Source organism: Mycobacterium sp. ELW1 (assembly GCF_008329905.1).
Taxonomy (GTDB): domain Bacteria; phylum Actinomycetota; class Actinomycetes; order Mycobacteriales; family Mycobacteriaceae; genus Mycobacterium.
Genome location: NZ_CP032155.1, coordinates 5,542,006 through 5,562,191, shown reverse-complemented (window position 1 = coordinate 5,562,191; position 20,186 = coordinate 5,542,006). Strand labels below are relative to the sequence as shown.

Here is a 20,186-nt window from a genome sequence, read left to right as displayed (position 1 = left end):
CACCGTCCATGAATCGTTGTTCGATGCGCTGATCGACACCGCCGAGCAGACACCGCAATACCAATCCGCACAGCCCAGCGAGATCAGTAATCGCATCGCAGAACACATCGTGAACCTGTTGCCCGAGCATCCAACTCTGCAAATCGGCATCGGCTCCATTCCCGAAGCGGTCGTCAACTCCCTGGCGGGCGCGAACCTCGGCACGGTGCGGTTCACCGGAATGGCCACCGACGAGATGGTGAATCTGTTCGATCAGGGTGTCATTCCGGTCGACGGCGACCAACCCGCAATCCTGTCACCGGAACTGATGGGCACTACGCACCTCATGCGCTTCGCCGACCGCAACCCCGCCGTCGCGGTCCATCCCTCTGCAATGTCGCATAATGCCGGGATATTGTCTCGGACAGCACGACTGGTCTCGATCAACACCGCCGTCGAGGTCGATATCACCGGCCAGGTGAACAGCGAGGTGCTGCGGGGAAGGCAGATATCGGGAGTGGGTGGCAGCCTCGACTTCGTCGACGCCGCCAGCCGTTCGTCCGGCGGGTTGCGCATGATCGCGCTGCCCTCGGCCACCCCCAAAGGGTTCTCGCGCATCGTGGGTTCGGTTGCCGCGGTCACCATTCCCCGTTCCATGGTCGATGTGGTGGTGACGGAATACGGCGTGGCGCGCCTCGACGGGCGCAGCCTCGCCGAGCGGCGACAGGCGCTGATCGAGATCGCCCATCCCGACCACCGGCGCGCGTTGACAGCTCTCGCCCAGGGCACGCCGTGACCATCTACCGTCGGCGCGGGAAGTATCTCGAGGAGCTCATCGTCGGCGACGTGTACGAGCATCGGCCCGGGCGCACTGTGACCGAGGCCGACAACGTGCTGTTCACCACGCTGACCATGAACACCCAGAGTCTGCATCTGGACGCGGCGTTCGCCGCGACACAAGAGTTCGGTGAACGCCTCGTCAATAGTCTGTTCACGCTATCGACCGTGGTGGGTCTCAGCGTCGCCGACCTCACCGAAGGAACGACCGTCGCCAACCTCGGATTCTCCGACATCCGGTTTCCCGCGCCAGTCCTGATCGGTGACACCCTGACTGCCGAGACCGAGATCCTCGACAAACGCCCGTCCACCTCGCGGCCAGGACAAGGGGTCGTAACCTTTGAGCACCGCGGCACCAACCAACGCGGAGCAATGGTATGCACCGCGCGACGGGCTGCGCTGGTGATCTGCAGCCCCCCGTCGGCAACCACTGACGGCTGACACGAGTCGTTCACAGCAGAGGAGTCGAAAATGGCTACAGCACAGACTGCTTCCCGGCCCGACGACAGCGATGTCAACGGCGCTCGCGGTGCTGTCATCGAGGTGCGCTGCCCCGCCGATGGACGCCTGATCGCCAGTGTGCCCGACCTCGGACCGGCCGAAGTGGCGAGCGCGGCGACGCGACTGCGCGCCGCCCAGCCGGCATGGGAAGACCTCGGACCAACCGGACGCGCAGCCCACATGCGCAATTTCCTCGACTGGATCCTGGACAACGAAACTCACCTGGTCGGCATCATGCAGGAAGAGACCGGCAAATCGTGGGGGGATGCAGCACTGGAAATCTCCATGGCTGTCGACCTGATCAACTACTACAGCGGACACGCCGCCGAATTCCTCGCCGATCGCAAGGTCGCAGGCTGGGGACCCAACGCCGTCACCAAGAAGCTGCGGGTCTTTACCCGCCCCTATCAACTGGTAGGCATGCTCACGCCCTGGAACGGCCCGTTGGGCGGCCCCATGCTCGACGGTGTGGCAGCGCTAATGGCCGGTGCAGCAGTGCTTTTCAAGCCCTCCGAATTCACGCCCTTGACATGGCAAGAAGCCACCAGAGGTTGGCTCGAGGACATCGGCGCCCCCCCAGTGATGGCCAACGTGACCGGCGGCCCGCAGACCGGTGCGGCCGTCGTCGACGAAGTCGACATGGTGATGTTCACCGGATCCACAAGCACCGGACGCAAGATCGCCGCGCGTGCGGCCGAGCGATTGATTCCGTGCAGCCTTGAGCTGGGCGGTAAGGACCCGATGATCGTCTTGGCAGATGCCGACATCGACCGAGCGGCCGGCGCCGCCGCGTGGGGCTCGATGTGGAACTCGGGACAAATCTGCATTTCCGTCGAGCGGGTCTACGTCGAAACTCCGGTATACGACGAGTTCGTTGCGAAAGTGACCGAGAAGGTCAAGGCGCTCCGCCAGGGCATGGATCCCGACGGCAGCTTCAGCACTGATGTGGGAGCCATGTGCACCCCGGCGCAACTGGACATCGTCGAACATCACGTCCAGGACGCCGTGGCCAAGGGGGCTACCGTCCTGGCCGGCGGAAAACGCGGCCCGCACGGACAATTCTTCGAACCCACCGTTCTCGTGGACGTCGACCACAGCATGCTGTGCATGCGCGACGAAACCTTCGGCCCCACACTGCCGATCATGAAGGTCGCCGACGAAGATGAGGCCATCCGGTTGGCCAACGACTCGCGCTACGGGTTGAGCGCTAGCGTATGGACCCGCGACCCGGACCGTGCCGATCGCATCACCCGCAAGCTCGATGCCGGCGCAGTCAATCAGAACAACGTCATGATGAGCACCTTTCAATTGACCATTCCGATGAGTGGCTGGAAGGAATCAGGTCTGGGCAGCCGCTCGGGCGGCCCCGCCGGGATCCTCAAGTTCTGCCGGCAACAATCAGTGGTCTCAGAGCGCTTCACCCTCAGTTCCGAGCCGCACTGGTATCCCTACATCCCGACGAAGAGCAAACTGCAAGCCAAACTGGTGCGACTGCTCGGCGCCCACGATTGGCGCCGCAGGATGGGTCGCGCGAACAGACGCTGACCCGGTATCACCCGCGAGTTCCTGGTCCGCACGACCAGGTGGGCGTCGTCAGACAACTTTCTGAGTCTATTTTGTTGCGCGTTCACTCCGGCGCGTCGGCGAAAACACTTATCTACAAGCCATACCTGCTAAGTCCTGGATGAGATTGCTGCACTCCCGGCATTCATAATCTAAACTGATTTAGATACAAGTGCCGGGTTGCGCAGGCCGCCCCGGGCGTACCAAGGAGAAGATTCCTATGTCGATGACCCCGCCGGATAGCCCGATCGACGAGCGGCGTTTGGAGCACGCCGTGAATGCTGCCAACCTGCCCACGCTGACCATGGTTCTGTATCAGCTCACCGGCGAGGAACGCTGGCTCAACGATCCGTTCCGTCCCACCCGTTCATCAGGGCTGAGTCCCAACGATTCCGGCGGTTTTGACCCCGATGTGGCCAACGAGATTCGCCGGTGCGCGGTATCGGCCATTTCAGCATGGTCGGCGGGTAAGTCGGCGGCGGTCCCGCTGCCCGATCCCGAGCTGCTGCGCAAGATGCTTAGCATCTGTGTCGATGAGGACGTCCCGCCGGAGTACGAGCGAGTGATGCGCGAGGAGATGGGCCTAGCGCCGACGCCCGACCCCGAACCCCTAGCGGTCGAGGATTTCTCGGTCGTCATCATCGGCGCCGGGATTTCAGGCATCATCGCCGCGGCCCGGCTACGCCAACTCGGGATTCCGTTCGTCATCCTCGAACGCAGCAGCGATGTCGGTGGAGTGTGGCTCACCAACCGCTATCCGGGGGCCGGCGTCGACACGCCGAGCTATCTGTACTCCTTCTCCTTTTTCCCCCGTGATTGGTCAATGCACTTCGGTAAGCGCGACGAAATGGTGGCCTACATCCAAGAAGCCGTGGACCACTTTGACATTCGGCGCGACATCGCCTTCGGCACCCGAGTCGAGCGCGCGGAGTACGATGAGGACACCCAACGCTGGACGGTGTATGCGCGTTCTGAAGACGGCAGCGTCAAGGCCCATTGCGGCAACGTCGTCATCAGCGGTGTCGGGCTGTTCGATAAGCCCAAGACACCAGATATCCCGGGGCTAGACAAATTCCGAGGACCGAAGTTTCACACCGCCGACTGGCCCGAACACCTCGAGATCAGCGGAAAGCGGATTGCCGTCATCGGAAGCGGCGCGAGCGCAATGCAGCTAGTGCCTGCCATCGTCGACCAGGTGGAACAACTGACCATCTTCCAGCGCTCCCCGCAGTGGGTTGCTCCCTGCGCGGAGTACTTCGCTGCGATCCCCGAAGACGTGCACTGGCTGATGAAGCACGTCCCGAATTACCACGCCTGGTACCGATTCCGGCTGGCATGGACGTTCAACGATCGTATCCATCCGTCGCTGACGATCGATCCGGAATGGGGCGATTCGAAGCGATCGCTCAACCCGATCAACGACGGCCACCGCCGCTACTTCACGCGCTATCTGGTCGATCAGCTCGAGGGGCGGCCGGATCTCATCGAGAAGTGCCTCCCGGATTACCCGCCCTTCGGCAAGCGCATGCTCCTCGACAATGGGTGGTTCGCTGCGCTCAAGCGCGACGACGTGACCCTCGTCACGGACGGTATCGCAGAGATCACCGAATCCGGGGTCGTGACCACCGCTGGTGAGCAGTTCGACGCTGACATTCTGGTTTTCTCGACCGGTTTCGAGACGACCAGCTACCTGCAACCGATCGAATTCATTGGGCGCGAGGGCAAACGGATACATGAGGCGTGGGGCGAAGACGATGCCACGGCGCACCTCGGCATAACCGTGCCGGGCTTCCCGAACTTGTTCCTGATGTATGGACCCAATACGAATTCCGGTTCCGGCGGCTCCTACTTCTTCATCGGGGAATCCCAAGCCCGCTACATCATCGATGTCATCACCAAGATGATTGCCGCCGGCCTCGGCGCAGTGGAATGCCGTCCAGAGATACACGACCGCTGGGTAAATGAAGTCGACACGCAACATTCGAAGTTGGTGTGGAGCCACCCGGGCATGACGACCTACTACCGAAACAGCCGCGGTCGAGTCGTCACCAACTCGCCGTACCGAGTCGTCGACTATTGGCTCATGACACACGATGCCGACCTCACGGATTTCGTCACCGAGGACGCGCTGCGCGACAACCTCGAGTCAGCGCACTAACGCCACGCCCGTGGCCCACCACGCCGAATCCGCCACCCCATCGCTGGCTTCGGCGTGGTGGCGCGGCATCCGCACTGCGTGGGTCGCCGGCTCCTCGACTTTCCGTGTCCGGTCAGTCGATGCGGCCGCTTAGACCCATGCAATGCACGTCTTGAAACCGGGTGGCCGGCGGTAGCCCGTCGTGCGCGTACTACCGAATCAGGCTGCGCGGCTGCAGATTCCCTGGGGTGCGGGTCGCCGGCTGCCTTTGGTTCCGCGGCGTGGGAACCGGTGCCTGCATCCTCGTTGCCGCACCGACGCCAGTCGGCAAGACGAATCTCATGACAGGGCTCCAGAGTCATGAGTACGCCACGAGTGCACGCCGCTGATGCGTCGCTGCGGCGTGGGAGGGCGGTGCCGCGTATGGATGAGGCCACACGCGGTGTGGCTGGACTGGCGGGCAGCGAGGTTAGGCGAGCGAAGGCTCACCGCCCACGGACGCTGGCGAATCCGTCGGTTCCGTCTGAGCCTGGTCGCTGAGATGTTGTCTGGTGATGGCCTGCAGCGTGATCACAACGGTCACCACGATCCAGGCGAAGAATGCCACCAACGACAGCCACCAGGAGAACAGTCCGTTCCATGCCAGCGGCCCTGCTTGGAAGAACACATCTAAACTCGCTGGGCAGTACAGCAGCGCCGTCCAGAGGCAAAAGTAGCCATACCACCGCGGGAACACCGGGCTGCCCCGCCGGTCGGATAGCACCGCTATACCGATGACGAGGTTCTGCACGAAAATCGCGTAGACGATTCCGGTGAAGGGGAGCCATCCCATGTCGTTAAGTGTCTGAACCGCCTCCGCGGACCGCTCCGGCCGATAGGCGGCGACCTGGAAATAGTAGAGCGCCGGGAAAAACGCCACCGGCAATGTGCAACCGATTCCGAGCTGTGCATAGGACAGCGGCGTGTGCTGTCCCTCGATTCTCTTCAGCTGCACCGAGATTGCCGCGGTAAAGGGCACAAAGAACACCAGCCCGTACATGCTCAGGATCATCCCGGCCCGGATGGCGTTGGCGTGGTCGCGGTAGAAGGATGCAACGTCAATTGCCGAGCGCGCCGGATCAGGGGGCGGAATGTACCGTGCAATGAGACCGAAACCGACGAAGAATAAGGCAGCGAACAGAACCCCACTCCAAACACAAATCCGCTGTGACCATCTATTAATCAAGCCGATCCCCAATCCCTCGCCTGTGTAAACACCTATTATTCTAGTTAGAATTTGGTTGATGGCAACCATGCTCGGTTCGGCGTGAGCAGCTTCTGCTCGACCGGTTACCCCGCCCGGCGGTCGCCCGAGCGGCCACGGCAACGACGAGCCCGCCCGGGCTGGATGTGCAGTACCTAATTGACGACCGAAAAAGCGATCTTCACGGCAGCAAAACGAAGGCCTCAGTGCGCCATCGTCCCAAGTAACAGCACGGGATGTTGCAATTGGTGTGGGCTAAGTCTAATTTAGTTTTGGTAGTTCGACAGTTGGCTCTGTTGCCCGCGGCGGCTCGTCTCAGGAGGTAAACACGATGGGTGGGTTGCAGTTGGGTGGACCCGCCGTCCCGGCTGCAAGCTCGGAAGTGCCCGACCCGGTATCTCGGCATCGGCCGGGTGGCGCAGGCCGGTTGCGGAGGCGTTACGACACCATCGCGTCCAAACCGGTCCGCGCCTTCGGCGGTTTCGTCGGCATGTCGTTGGACACCTTCGCGGCGATCGTGACGAAGCCGTTTGCCTGGCGAGAATTCTTGCTGCAGGCGTGGTTCGTAGCCCGCGTCTCCCTACTTCCGACCATACTGTTGGCCATCCCGTTCACCGTGTTGCTCGTCTTCACGTTCAACATCTTGCTGGTCGAGCTGGGAGCGGCGGACTTGTCAGGCACAGGCGCCGCCTACGGGGTCGTCTCCCAGCTAGGGCCGGTCGTGACCGTATTGGTAGTTGCCGGCGCCGGTGCAACCGCGATGTGCGCCGACCTGGGGGCGCGGACCATCCGCGAGGAACTCGACGCGCTGAAGGTTATGGGCATCGACCCGATTCAAGCCCTGGTCGTGCCGCGCGTTCTCGCGGCGACCGTCGTCGCGACGCTGCTGTCCTCGATCGTCATCCTGGTCGGTCTGACCGGAAGCTTCTCGTTCGCCGTGTTCATCCAACATGTGACACCAGGAGCGTTCGTCGCAGGACTGACGTTGATCACCGGGGGAGCCGACGTGGTCATCTCCATCATCAAGGCGGCATTGTTCGGCCTCAGTGCCGGCCTCATCGCGTGCTACAAAGGTATGTCGGTCGGCGGCGGACCGGCCGGCGTCGGCAACGCGGTTAACGAGACTGTCGTCTTCACATTCATGGCGCTGTTCGCGATCAACATCATCGCGACGGCTGTCGGCGTTCAGGCAACCATATGAGCGCCGGCGTGCCCAGCACACCGCAGCCAAGGCTTCGCCGGAAAGCAGCCGCGGTCCTAGACGGACTGACCCGCATCGGCGCCCAGGCCCAATTTTTTGCTGACACCATCTGGTCCATCCCGACCGTATTCGCCAAATACAAAACGGAATTGCTGCGGTTGATCGCGACGATGAGCCTGGGCGCGGGAGCGTTGGCGGTGATCGGCGGAACTGTCGTCATCGTCGCTTTCCTGACCTTGTCGACCGGTGCACTGATCGCCGTCCAGGGTTACACCCAATTCTCCAACATCGGAGTAGAGGCCCTAACCGGATTCGCCTCGGCCTACTTCAATGTGCGGCTCATCGCGCCATCGATCGCCGCTATCGGATTGGCAGCCACGATCGGCGCCGGCGCCACCGCGCAACTGGGGGCGATGCGGATCAACGAGGAGATCGACGCTCTCGAGGTTATCGGCATCCGATCGGTGGCCTACCTGGCTGCCAACCGGGTCATCGCCGGGGTCATCGTAGTCGTCCCGCTGTAATGCGTGGCGATGCTGATGTCATTTCTCGCCGCCCGATTCGGGACCACATTCATCTACGGCCAATCAACCGGCGTCTATGACCACTATTTCACCACCTTCCTCAACCCGACCGACATGGTCTGGTCGTTCGTCCAGGTAATCGTCATGGCGGTGGTCATCATGCTGATTCACACCTACTACGGCTTCACCGCCTCAGGCGGACCGGCAGGCGTCGGCGAAGCGGTTGGGCGCGCAGTACGCGCGTCCTTGATCTCCGCGGTGTTCGTCATCCTGCTCATGACACTGGCCATCTACGGCCAGTCCGGCAACTTTCACCTGTCGGGATAGGGCGACTATGAGCGCGGCGCACTCACCTCGACACGTCCACCCGCTGTGGTGGACGGCAATGCTATTCGTGGTTCTCGCAACGATTGTCGCAATCTGTCTCGGCCTGTTCGCCGGCACCTTCACCAACTACGCGCCCGTCACCTTAGCCTCGGACCGAACGGGTTTGGTGTTGGAGTCCGGGGCAAAGGTCAAGCTGCGCGGCGTCGAGGTCGGCCGGGTAGCGGCTGTCACGGGCGGCGCGCAGCCGGTGAGCCTGAAACTCGAGATGTTCCCCGATCAGCTCCGGTTCATCCCGGCCAACGTCGGTGCCGAGATCCGAGCCACCACAGCGTTCGGCGCGAAGTATGTCGACCTGATTTATCCGGACGACCCGAGCCCGCAACGGCTAAGGGCCGGACAGATTCTGCAGGCGCGCAATGTCAGCACCGAAGTCAACACCGTATTCGAAAACCTGGTCGGTGTATTGCATCAAATCGACGTCGCCAAACTCAATGCCACACTGACTGCATTGGCCGACGGGGTCCGGGGCCAGGGACCCCGCATCGGTGAAGCGACAAGCGCCGCCAATGAGGTACTGCTGGCGCTCAATCCCCGAATGGACACAGTCGCTCAAGATTGGCGCTCATTCAAAGGCTTCACCGACGCCTACGGCGCCGCCGCCCAGGACATCCTCGCCACCCTCGACGCCGCCAGCACCACAAGCAGCATGATCACCGGCCATGCCAAGGACCTCGATGCGTTGCTGCTCAACGCAATTGGATTCTCGACCGACGCCACCAACTTGCTGGCCCCCAACAAGGACAACTTGGTACAGGGGATCAATAGGCTGGCGCCGACGACAGATCTCTTGTTGAAGTACAACCCGGAGTACACCTGCTTGCTGCAAGGAGCGAAGTTCTTCCTCGACCACGGCGGCTACGAAGCCATCGGCGGCAACGGCAAGTCCATCATCCTCGACGCTGCGCTGCTGCTGGGGGACGACCCGTATCGCTATCCGCAGAACCTGCCGATCGTCGCGGCTAAAGGTGGTCCTGGCGGCAAACCGAGCTGCGGTTCGCTGCCCGACGTGCGCACGAACTTCCCGGTGCGCAAACTCATCACCAATACCGGGTGGGGCACAGGCCTGGACTGGCGGCCCAACCCCGGCATCGGCCACCCATGGTACGTCGACTATTTCCCTGCCACCCGCGCTGTGCCTGAACCGCCAAGCATGCGTGGGATGGGCCCTCCCGCAATCGGACCGGTGCCCTACCCGGGTGCCCCTCCCTACGGGGCTCCGCTCTACGGCCCCGGCGGCGTGCCCCTTTACCCGGGAGTGCCGCCTGCACCTCAACCAGACACCGCATCGCCAGCAGAACAGCCGCCTGCGCCCCCACCGAACGTCCCCACTACGGCAGGGCCAACACCGTGACGCAGACGAGCGATGAAGGAAACGCAGCCGTGAAAGACAAACTCGTTCCGGCCGCTTGGCGGTTCGCCGTATTCACGGTGGTATGCCTGCTGGGTACATTCGCTGCGCTGGCGATCTTCTCCCAACTGAGGTTCCGACCCGAAAGTACCTACCGCGCCGAGTTCACCAACGTCACCGGGCTGCAGGCCGGCAACCTGGTGCGGATCGCCGGGGTCGAGGTCGGCAAGGTCAAAGAGATTTCACTCCACGACACCGTTGCGGTGGTGGAATTCTCCGCTGACGACACGGTCGTGCTCACCCAGGGCACGCGAGCTGCCATCAGATGGGCCGACCCGATCGGCGGTCGGTACCTGGCGCTGGAACAGGGCGCCGGCAGCGTCGCGCGCCTTAATGCGGGCCAGACCATCGCGGTCGACCGTACCCAGCCTGCTCTGGATCTGGACACCCTGCTGGGTGGGTTCCGACCGCTGTTTCGCGCGCTCAACCCACAGCAGGTCAATGCGTTGTCCGCGCAACTGATTGAAGCCTTCCAGGGAGAGGGCGCGACCATCGGCTCGTTCCTTGATCAAACCGCGGCCGTCACCCACACCCTCGCCGATCGAGACACCTTGATAGAGAGTGTGATCACCAACCTCAACACGGTGCTGGGTTCATTGGGCGATCAGAGTGGCCAGTTCACCAAAGCGGTGGATTCACTCTCGGCACTGGTGCAAGGCCTCGCCGCCCGTCGCAGCGACATCACGAACGCGGTCGCCTACACCAACGCCGCAGCAGGGACCGTCGCCGACCTGCTCGGTCAGGCCCGGCCAGCGATCCGCGACACTGTTCAACAGACCGATCGCACGGCCGGGATCGTGGTCGCAGACCACGACTACGTCGACAATCTGCTCAACACATTGCCCGACACCTACAAGACCCTGACCCGACTGGGCATCTATGGCGACTATTTCACCTTCTACCTGTGCGATCTGCTGCTGAAGGTCAACGGTAAAGGCGGCCAACCGGTCTACGTCAAGTTGGCCGAGCAATCCACCGGGAGGTGCGCGCCAAAATGAAAGCCTTCTCTGAACGCAACCCCGTGGTCCTCGGCGCGATCGGCCTGGTGATGGTCGTGGGCACCGTCACTGTTGCCCTCGAATACAAGCACCTGCCGTTCGTCAACTCGACGCAGACCTTCTCGGCGTACTTCGCCGAAGCCGGCGGCTTACAACCCGGCGCCCCTGTTCACGTCCTCGGACTGCGGGAAGGCGAAGTCAACAGCGTCGAGCTCGACGGAGCTCGGGTGCGGGTCACCTTCGACGTCGGTTCCGATGTGCATTTGGGCGATCGAACCGAGGCCGCGATCAAGACGAAAAGCCTACTGGGCGCGAAGTTTCTCGAGATCACTCCGCGCGGTGAGGGCCCCCTGTCGGCAGCGATCCCCGTCGATCGGACGACGGCTCCCTACCAACTGCCCGACGCCCTGGGCGACCTGTCCGCCACGATCAGCGACCTGAACACCACGCAGGTCTCCGATGCGCTCGACACCCTGTCGCACACGTTTGAGGGCACCCCTGCGAATTTGAGGCTCGCCATCGACGGCGTCGCGCGCTTCTCCAAGACCCTCAACGACCGCGACACGCAATTACGAAACCTGTTGGCTAATGCCAAGAAAACCACAGCAGTCCTGGCCGAGCGCAGCGATCAAGTCGTCAACCTGATCGCCAACACCGATGCGCTGCTCGCCCAGCTGCGCACACAAAGCGTTGCGCTGGAGCAGATCTCGCGCAACATTTCCGCCTTCGCCCGGCAACTGTCGGGATTCATCGCCGACAACCGCGCCCACCTGCATCCCGCCCTCGACAAACTCAACGGAGTCCTTAGTATCGTGGACAACCGCAAAGACCGGGTTCAACAGGCGATCAAGTACCTCAACCAGTACGCCCTATCACTGGGTGAGTCAGTGGCCTCCGGCCCGTTCTTCAAGGCCTACGTCGCCAACCTGCTGCCTGGGCAGTTTGTGCAGCCCTTCGTCGACGCCGCCTTCTCGGACCTAGGTCTCGATCCCAACGTGTTATTGCCGTCCCAACGCAGCGACCCGCAGGTCGGTCAGCCCGGCACCCCGGCGCTGCCGCTGCCCATGCCCCGCACAGGCCAAGGCGGCGAGCCCCACCTCACGCTGCCCGACGCCATCACCGGCAAACCCGACGACCCCCGTTATCCCTACCGCGAACCGCTTCCCGCCCCGCCTCCCGGCGGCCCACCGCCCGGCCCGCCAGCGGTAGCACCGCCACGGCTGGCCTCCACACCCGAACCCACACCGGCACCGGTCTATCAGCCCGCACCGGGGGAGTCGCCAGCCGCCAACCCGCCAGGACCCACCGCGGTATCAGGGGCAGGACAATGATCAACATCCGCCTGGCCAAGATCGGTTTAGCGATCGTCCTCACCGCCTGCCTCGTTGCCGGAGTCATGGTGGCAGTCCGAATACCAGCCGCCGCCGGCAAGACACGCATCGTCGGATATTTCGACAACAGCAACGGCTTGTTCGCCGGGGATGAAGTCCGCATTCTCGGCGTACCGGTCGGCAAAGTCGACACGATCCAACCCCAAGCCCAGCGCGTCAAGATCACTTTCTGGGTGGACAGCAAATACAAGATTCCCGCCGATGCCAGAGCTGCAATCCTCTCACCACAGCTGATCACCTCTCGCGCCATCCAACTCACGCCGCCGTACACGAGTGGGCCGGTGATGGCCAGCGGCACGGTCATCCCGCAGGACCGAACCGCCGTACCCGTGGAATGGGACGACCTCCGCGCCCAACTGCAGAAGCTCACCGACGCGCTTCAGCCCACCCAACCTGGCGGTGTGAGCACCCTGGGCGCCTTCATCAACACCGCAGCAGACAACCTGCGCGGTGAAGGCGCCAACATCCGGGACACCTTGATCAAGGTCTCCCAGGCCTTTTCCATCTTGGGTGATCACAGTGAGGACACTTTCGGCACCGTGAAAAATCTCGCCGTGCTGGTGACAGCACTGCAGGACAGTTCCACTCTGCTCGGGCGGTTGAATCACAACATGGCGGCGGTGACCGCTCTGTTGGCCGACGACCCAAACCAGGTCGGTCAGGCTGTACGCGATCTGAACAGCGCCGTCGGCGATGTGCAACGCTTCATCAGCGACAATCGGGATGCGCTCAGTACAAGCGCTGACAAGCTGTCCTCGATATCCACCGCCGTGGTCGACAGCCTCGACGACATCAAACAAACCCTGCACGTCGCCCCCAACGCGTTCCAGAACTTCCTCAACATCTACCAGCCGTCGCAAGCGGCATTGACCGGGGCGCTTGCCCTCAACAACTTCGCCAACCCAATCACATTCCTGTGCGGCGCGATTCAGGCAGCATCGCGGCTCAACAACGAGCAGTCGGCCAAACTATGCGTGCAATACCTCGCACCCATTATCAAGAACCGCCAGTTCAACTTCCCGCCTCTGGGCGAAAACCTCATTGTCGGGGAAGCGGCGCGTCCCAATGAAATCACCTACAGCGAGCCATGGCTGCGACCGGATTTCGTCCCGCCTGCCGCCCCCGGCGTTCCAGCACCTGCAGCCGCCGATGCCCCACCCCTGCCGGCTGAAGTGCCCACAGCCCCCGCCGAGTCACCCAGCCTTCCGGCCGGCCGCGATGCGGCCGTGGCGACCAATCCGTCAGCAGGCCTGCCGGGGATGATGATGCCCGGGGGTGGGTCGTGACGGATAGTGGTTTTCGCCGGCTCACGCTTTGTGCGCTGGCAGCAGCCATGATCGCGGGAACGTCGGGATGTCAATGGCGGGGCCTGAATTCACTGCCGCTACCGGGGACAGAAGGTGGCGGTCCCGGGTCCTTCGTCGTGACCGCGCAACTGCCCGACGTCGCCTACATGGAACCCAACGCCCGAGTGCGCGTTGGCGACGCGACGGTTGGCAATGTCACCAAGATCGAACGCCAGGATTGGCACGCGCTGGTGACCATGACCCTCAACGGCGATGTACAGCTGCCGGCTAATGCCACCGCCAAGGTCGGCCAGACGAGTCTGCTTGGCTCGTTGCATATCGAGTTGGGGCCACCCAACGATGCCGCGCCCGAAGGCAGGCTGCACAACGGATCGCTGATCCCGCTGTCCAACGGCGCCGCTTATCCCGGGACAGAACAAACCCTTGCGGCTCTGTCGCTGATGCTCAACGGGGGTGGTCTGGGCCAAATTCAGGACATCACCGCGGCGTTCAGCACGGCTTTCGCCGGGCGGGAAAATGACCTGAAAAGCCTGATCACGCAGCTCGACCAATTCATCACCAAGCTCAACCATCAGACCGGCGACATCGTCGCCGCAACCGACAGTCTCAACAGTCTGGCCGGCCAGTTCGCCGACCAGAAACCGGTGCTCGATCGGGCTCTGCACACGATCCCCGATGCCCTTGCCGTCCTCAACGAACAGCGCACCCATCTCGCCGATGCTCTAGACACCTTCGGGAAATTCAGTGCGCTGACCGCTGATTCAATCAATCAAACCAAGGACAACCTCGTCAGAGAACTGCGGGCGATCGCACCTGTGCTGCAGTCGCTAGCTGACGCCGGCCCGGCGCTGACGCGGTCTCTGAGCTTTCTGGGTACCTTCCCGTGGCCGAAGGAAACCCTGACCAATTGGATCCGCGGCGACTACGCAAACCTCACCGCCGTCATCGATCTCACCCTGAGCCGCATCGACTCCTCGCTCTTCACCGGCACCCGCTGGGAAGGAAACCTCACCGAGTTGGAATTGCAGTGGGGCCGCACCATCGGCCAGCTACCCAGCCCCTACACCGCGGGCAACCCGCTCGTCGTCCCCTACCAAACCAATCAGGGACCCTGACATGCATCTGCACCGACGGACCCTGATCCAGCTTGTGATCTTCACCACCGTCGCCATGGTGGCGGGCGCCGTCATGTTCTTCGGCTACTTCAAGGCCCCGGTTACCTGGTTCGGCATCGGGCAGTACACGGTGACGGTTCAACTGCCTCAAGCCGCCGGCCTCTACAAGTCGGGCAACGTGACCTACCGTGGCACCGAAGTGGGACGAGTCAAAGACATCCATCTCACCAATAGCGGCGTGGAGGCCGTGCTGTCGCTGCGCTCCGATGTCCCCATCCCATCAGACCTGCAGGCCGAGGTACACAGCGTTTCGGCAGTCGGAGAGCAGTACATCGCGCTGATTCCACGCAATGATTCAGCACCACTGAAAGACGGCGCCGTCATCACCCTCGACAACACCCGGGTATCACCCGACATCAACACGCTGCTCGATGCCACTAACCGGGGCCTCGCAGCCATACCGAAGGGCAACCTCAAGACCGTAATCGATGAAAGTTACTCAGCGGTACACGGATTGGGGCCCGAGATCTCGCGATTGGTCAGGGGCTCAACGCAACTGGCTATCGACGCGCGCGCCAACCTCGACTCGCTCACCACCCTGATCGATCAGTCCCAACCGGTTCTTGACTCGCAAGCTCAGACATCGGACGAAATCGGTGCATGGGCCGCTCATCTCGCAACGATTACCCGGCAACTGCAACACGACGACGCATCGGTAGCCGGAATCTTGAGCACCGGCCCTCAGGCAGCGCAGCAGGCGCGTGAACTCGTCGATCGGTTTCAACCGACGCTTCCCGTCCTGCTGGCAAATCTGGTCAGTACGAACACGGTGGCAATCGCCTATCAGCCTTCCATCGAACAACTTCTTGTGTTGCTGCCCGCCGGGACCGCTGAATTCCAGGGCATGGCCGTTCCCAACATGAACACCAAACAGGCATACCGAGGCTTGTATCTGGACTTCAACCTCAACATGAACATCCCTCCGCCCTGCAACACCGGGTTCCTGCCTATCCAGCAGCAGCGCGTCCCCACGTTCGAGGATGCACCCGACATCCCCGCCGGAGACATGTACTGCCGCATCCCGCAGGATGCACCGATCACGGCTGTGCGCGGCGCCCGCAACTACCCCTGCATGACCGTGCCTGGCAAGCGCGCGCCCACGGTCAAGATGTGCGAGAGCGACCAGAACTATGTACCGCTCAACGACGGAAACAACTGGAAAGGCGACCCCAACGCCACCCTGTCCGGCCAAGGGGTTCCGCAACAATCACCCCAAATTCCGTCACCGCCCACGGGTCCGCCTGCACCCGAGTCACCGCCGCCGCCGTTGGCGATGGCGCAATACGATCCCGCCACGGGCGCCTACATCGGACCCGACGGGCATGTTTACAGTCAATCTGATCTGGCCAAGTCAGCTCCACAACAGCAGACGTGGCAGACAATGCTGATGCCACAGGCAGCCAACTGACGGTCACATGGCAGCACAGGCTAAAGCCGGACCTGATACGACGGATCACCTGGCCCCAACCCCCAACTCGGACGTCGATATGCACACGTCCCCGCGCAAATCGACGTACGACAATGACGGCAACGGAGCGGGGCTTGAACCGACTCGGCGAGGATCGTCCACGGCGGGGTTCGATTGGGATTGCGGAGGTCCAGGACGCCAGATCGTCAAGCGGGTTGGCCTCGGCGACAACGATACTGACGGTCACTACGAGCACATCGAGCAATGGCGATGTCCCGGGCGTGCCGCTAATTCCGTCAGCGACCGCCACGCCTTCGTGCAGCGTGCAACCGCGCAGCAGGATGATGCATTCTTGACTGCCCCAACGGTCGACAGCATCGAAAGCACGCCGGCGGATGCCCAACGACTTCGGCTGCGTAACGCGGTTTGCGATGCTCGCGTCCTTCCTCCGCGTCGAGTCTTGTGGAGAATGGATGACGAGAGTTTGCCTGCCCACCACAGCCAGACGTTCCGGCGCACCTGCATGCAGAAGGCTTGTCGGACCCTATGCGCCACTAGGCAAGGGTTCTCGATCTCTTACCCCTGTGCTAGTCGAGTGGAGTTCGGATCCCGCCGCATCGGTGACGCGCGGCGGGCCTCGGCGGCGATGACGGCGCTCATCGAATGTCCTCAGGTGTGCTCGCCGAAATTCCTCACCTGTGAGCAGCGGTCAGTGTAGTTGTTGGCGGGTTCCGGTGGTGGTTCGGCGCAGGGTTTCCGCGGCGGCGTGGTGGTCGCGTAGTCGGTAGGACTCGCCGTCGAGGTTGATGACCACCGAGCGATGCAGCAGGCGGTCGAGCATGGCGGCGGCCACGGTGGTGTCGCCGAGGATCTCGCCCCATGCAACTGGAGCTGGCACATGTTCGTTGTGACCGTTTTGCCCTGCTAGCTGGGCTTTCGACTGGTCTGCGTGTCTTGCCGATCTTCAAGGCGTGGTCGCGATATATTAGGTGCTGCCTTAACCAGTTAGGTGAGAAGAAGGTGTGCGGCTAGTGGAGGGTCTGCGGCTGATTCCCGGTGGCGCCGCACCGGTCGAGCCTATTTCTGCCGATCCTGTTGTGTTTCAACGTGAATGCGTCGATGCGTTCGTGGCGTCGTGGCATGCTCGAGGATTCAGCCTGGTGACGATCGACAATGATATTGGGTTGTTGGAGCGGACGTTGGCGGCGCTGGGGCGTCCGGCGTGGGAGGTCACCAGTGAGGACATCGATCGGGTGGTCGGCGAGCTGGCGATGGCGGGGCGAGCGGCGTCGACGCGCCGAGAGTACGTGCAGATCTTCAAGGGGTTCCATCGGTTTCTGCAGACCCGCAAGGCTGCTGAGATCGAGGCCATGTTCGGGACGCGGTTGGTATGCCCGGTGGACGAGTTCAACGCCTCCCGGCACGTGGGTGACGACTCGCCGGCAGTCGCGGCGCCGCCGACCCCGGAGCGGGTGAGCGAGTTCTTCGAGTTCCTGAAGTCGAGGATCGCCACCGCCCGCAAGTACGGTCCGGCCGCGCGGGACTACGCGATGTTCCGGACGCTGTATCACGCTGGGTTGCGGTCGGAAGAGTCTGCGCTGCTGGAGATTCCGGACGTGCATTTCGATCGTGGACCGTTCGGTAAGTTGCACGTGCGGTTCGGCAAGGCTGCCCACATGTCCGGTCCCCGGCCGCGGTGGGTACCGATGTTGGACGGGCTGGAGGTGTTGTTGCGCTGGTTTCTGGCCGATGTGCGCCCGAAGTTCCCGGACTCGCCGGTGCTGTTCGCCGACGAGTCCGGCGGCCCATTGCATCGTGGCACGATCCGCAATCGGCTGCGATATCTGATGGAGCTGGAGGGCCGGCCGGCGACCGAGCGGTTCAGCCCGCACGCGCTGCGCCGGGCCTGCGCTACTCACAACTATGAGCGCGGTGTGGATCTGGTTGCGATTCAACAGCTGTTGGGGCATTGGACGGTGAGCTCGACGATGCGGTATGTGCGGCCGTCGGCGACATTCATCGAGGACGCCTACCGGCGTGCGGTCACCTCGACGCTGGCCGAGCTGAGCGGAGAGGACGGGACGGCATGAAGATTCGATGGCGGCTACGGATGGCCGCGGCCCAGCGCGAGGTCTGGACCGGCACCGAGCTGCGGCGGCTACTGGCCGAGCGAGCGGGTCTGGAGTTATCAGCGGCGTCGGTGTCAGCGCTGTTGACCAAAGAGCCCACCCAGATCAAGCTCTCGACGCTGATCGCCTTATGCACCGCGCTGGACTGCACCGCAGATGACTTGTTCGAGATCGACACCACCCCAGTCGAACAGATCGCGCCATCGCCGCGCCCAGTTGTCTCAGAGCCCAAGACCGCCACCGCGCGGGGTCGGTCGATGCCGCCAATGTAGGGCCCCACTCAAGGGTTAGAACGGGTTGCGGCTGATGGGGAAACGGCAACGAGACTGCCTCGACTGCGGCGCACCGGTCGGATACATCGGCCGCGAGCACTGCTGCCGGTGCACCCGCCGGTTACGAGAGCAGGCGGCCAAGGCGCGATGCCCGGGCTGCGGCCAGGGCCGGGTGTTGATTCCGGAGACGGGCCGGTGCGTGCTGTGCTCACGCCGCTGCCGCGAATGCGGCGGACCGATCAAATTCCGCGGTGAGACGGTGTGTCGGCCGTGCCAGAAGCGGGCCGCGCTCGCCGCTGCGAAATCGGCGTGCCCGCGCTGCGCAAAGCCCGGCTATCTCCGCTCGACTGGGTGGTGTGGCCGGTGCTCGCGGCCCGGCCCGCCAAAGGAGCCGCCCCGCATCTGTGTGTCCTGCGGTGAGCTGCGCCGCCACGCCGGGCGCGGTATGTGCGGGCGATGCTGGCAGCGCCACCCCGACCGGCCGTTCGTACGCGGCGAGACCCTGGCCGCTGGGCTCGCCGAACCACCGGACTGGCTCGACGACTTCGTCGCGCATCTGGCCGCCCATCACTGTCCCGCTCGCGCCTGCAGGTTGATCACCACGCTTGCTCGACTTCTCGAAGACGAACACCCCAACCACCCGCAAAGCGTGCTCGAGCGAGCCCGCCGGCCCGGCCGGTCGATGGGATCACTGGCGCGTGCCCTGGAGACGTTCTTCACCGAGCGTGGACTGGCGATGGCCACCGACCAGGACCAGAGGCTCGCCGCTGGACGGCGCAAGAAACGGATCGATGCCACCCCGGCTCCGATGCGCGCCGCTGTCGCGGCCTTCGCCGAATCCATGCTGCACGCCCGCGACCGGGCCCGGCGTGCGGGCACCCGGCCCCGCACCGACCGCACCATCGAGTCAGCGTTGACGATAGTGCGCGACCTCGCCTGTTTCCTCGATACCCACCGCGGCAAACAGGATTGGGCACTCGTTGACGTCACCGATATCGAGGCGTTCCTCGCCGGACTGCCGAACACCCGAGCGCGACGCCTGACTGTATTGGGCCAATTCTTCCGATTCGCACGCAACTACCGTGCGGTGCTCATCGACCCGACGCGCGGCATGTCGGCCAAGCGTCACAGGGGATTTCGCGGCCGCACCGTCGCCATCACCCAGCAACGCACCCTGTTTCGCCGCTGGAGCGCCGACCCTGCCGCGCACCCGCACGAGGCCCTCTTCGGACTCCTTGCCATATTGCACGGTGCCTCCAGCCGTGAGCTGCGGCTGCTGCAGGTCGACCACATCGACACCAGTGATCGCTCGATCCGGCTCGGCAAGCGCCCCCACCCCGTGCCGCTGGACCCGGTCAGCTGGATCGCTCTGCAACGCAGCCTCGATCACCGCGAGACCCTGCGCACCAACAACCCGCACGTGATCGTCACCCGCGGCACCAAAGCCGACCGGCGACCGGCGTCCGAGGCATACATGAGTCACCTGCTCGATCCATGCGGTCTGCCACCCAAGATGCTGCGCAGCACTCGGCTGGCCGATCTGGTCAACACGATCGACCCGAAACTCGTCGCGGCAGCATTCGGGATGAGACCCGAAGGAGCGATGATCTACCTCGCCGATCACCTCGACGATGGCCGATTGCCCGAGCAGCTCGCTGAACCCTGACAGGTGCGAACGTGTCACATTACGACGCCACTTCCGCACAGGTTCGCGTGAACAAGTGCG

At 63.3% G+C, this 20,186-nt stretch carries 15 protein-coding genes and 2 pseudogenes; 15 read left to right on the top strand and 2 right to left on the bottom strand.

What is annotated here, in order from left to right:
• Positions 1-16: 16 nt before the first annotated feature.
• The 4 genes from D3H54_RS26690 to D3H54_RS26675 all read left to right on the top strand — a co-directional run bounded on the left by D3H54_RS26690 (position 17) and on the right by D3H54_RS26675 (position 5,038).
• Positions 17-775, top strand: coding sequence for an acetyl-CoA hydrolase/transferase C-terminal domain-containing protein (locus D3H54_RS26690; protein WP_149382656.1), 759 nt, complete (start codon positions 17-19; stop codon positions 773-775).
• The gene (locus D3H54_RS26685) at positions 772-1,257 is read left to right on the top strand and encodes a MaoC family dehydratase (protein WP_115327676.1); all 486 of its coding nucleotides are present in this window, start codon (positions 772-774) and stop codon (positions 1,255-1,257) included. Before D3H54_RS26690 ends, D3H54_RS26685 begins: the two co-directional genes overlap by 4 nt.
• Before the next feature lie 30 nt (positions 1,258-1,287).
• A complete protein-coding gene (locus tag D3H54_RS26680) occupies positions 1,288-2,862 on the top strand; it encodes an aldehyde dehydrogenase family protein (protein WP_149382654.1) in 1,575 nt (524 codons plus the stop codon).
• 583 nt (positions 2,863-3,445) lie between these two features.
• Positions 3,446-5,038, top strand: a complete 1,593-nt coding sequence (locus tag D3H54_RS26675; protein ID WP_286199329.1) for a flavin-containing monooxygenase — start codon at positions 3,446-3,448, stop codon at positions 5,036-5,038.
• 448 nt (positions 5,039-5,486) lie between these two features.
• On the opposite strand, the gene D3H54_RS26670 is transcribed toward D3H54_RS26675, so the two are convergent.
• Entirely contained in the window at positions 5,487-6,254 is a 768-nt protein-coding gene (locus D3H54_RS26670; protein WP_149382652.1) for a hypothetical protein, read from the bottom strand.
• 496 nt (positions 6,255-6,750) lie between these two features.
• Between D3H54_RS26670 and D3H54_RS26665 the strand changes: the two genes are divergently transcribed.
• From D3H54_RS26665 to D3H54_RS26630, 8 genes and pseudogenes are all read left to right on the top strand, one after another.
• The gene (locus D3H54_RS26665) at positions 6,751-7,461 is read left to right on the top strand and encodes an MlaE family ABC transporter permease (RefSeq protein WP_149383760.1); all 711 of its coding nucleotides are present in this window, start codon (positions 6,751-6,753) and stop codon (positions 7,459-7,461) included.
• Positions 7,458-8,312 (top strand): annotated as a pseudogene (locus D3H54_RS26660) (ABC transporter permease). Before D3H54_RS26665 ends, D3H54_RS26660 begins: the two are co-directional and overlap by 4 nt.
• Positions 8,313-8,319: 7 nt before the next feature.
• Entirely contained in the window at positions 8,320-9,723 is a 1,404-nt protein-coding gene (locus D3H54_RS26655) for an MCE family protein (RefSeq protein ID WP_149382649.1), read from the top strand.
• Between the two features lie 29 nt (positions 9,724-9,752).
• Positions 9,753-10,778 (top strand): MCE family protein, encoded by a 1,026-nt coding sequence (locus D3H54_RS26650; RefSeq protein ID WP_149382647.1) that lies wholly within the window; start codon positions 9,753-9,755, stop codon positions 10,776-10,778.
• Positions 10,775-12,109 carry an MCE family protein gene (locus D3H54_RS26645; RefSeq protein WP_149382645.1) on the top strand — a complete coding sequence of 445 codons (1,335 nt, stop codon included), beginning with the start codon at positions 10,775-10,777 and terminating at the stop codon, positions 12,107-12,109. The genes D3H54_RS26650 and D3H54_RS26645 overlap by 4 nt, the downstream gene beginning before the upstream one ends.
• Positions 12,106-13,455, top strand: a complete 1,350-nt coding sequence (locus D3H54_RS26640; RefSeq protein ID WP_149382642.1) for a virulence factor Mce family protein — start codon at positions 12,106-12,108, stop codon at positions 13,453-13,455. Before D3H54_RS26645 ends, D3H54_RS26640 begins: the two co-directional genes overlap by 4 nt.
• Before the next feature lie 47 nt (positions 13,456-13,502).
• A complete protein-coding gene (locus D3H54_RS26635) occupies positions 13,503-14,591 on the top strand; it encodes a virulence factor Mce family protein (protein ID WP_149382640.1) in 1,089 nt (362 codons plus the stop codon).
• A 1-nt stretch (position 14,592) separates the two neighbouring features.
• A complete protein-coding gene (locus D3H54_RS26630; RefSeq protein WP_149382638.1) occupies positions 14,593-16,059 on the top strand; it encodes an MCE family protein in 1,467 nt (488 codons plus the stop codon).
• 709 nt (positions 16,060-16,768) lie between these two features.
• Here the strand turns inward: D3H54_RS26630 and D3H54_RS26625 are convergent.
• Positions 16,769-16,942 (bottom strand): annotated as a pseudogene (locus tag D3H54_RS26625) (ATP-binding protein); the annotation flags it as partial.
• A 139-nt stretch (positions 16,943-17,081) separates the two neighbouring features.
• Here D3H54_RS26625 and D3H54_RS26620 point away from each other — a divergent pair.
• The 3 genes from D3H54_RS26620 to D3H54_RS26610 are packed head-to-tail and all read left to right on the top strand — an operon-like array spanning position 17,082 to position 20,126.
• Positions 17,082-18,149, top strand: a complete 1,068-nt coding sequence (locus D3H54_RS26620) for a tyrosine-type recombinase/integrase (protein WP_149382636.1) — start codon at positions 17,082-17,084, stop codon at positions 18,147-18,149.
• On the top strand, positions 18,146-18,460 hold the full coding sequence (locus D3H54_RS26615) for a helix-turn-helix domain-containing protein (RefSeq protein ID WP_067393169.1): 315 nt from the start codon (positions 18,146-18,148) through the stop codon (positions 18,458-18,460). The genes D3H54_RS26620 and D3H54_RS26615 overlap by 4 nt, the downstream gene beginning before the upstream one ends.
• 34 nt (positions 18,461-18,494) lie before the next feature.
• Positions 18,495-20,126, top strand: coding sequence for a tyrosine-type recombinase/integrase (locus D3H54_RS26610; protein WP_210419600.1), 1,632 nt, complete (start codon positions 18,495-18,497; stop codon positions 20,124-20,126).
• Positions 20,127-20,186 lie beyond the last annotated feature (60 nt).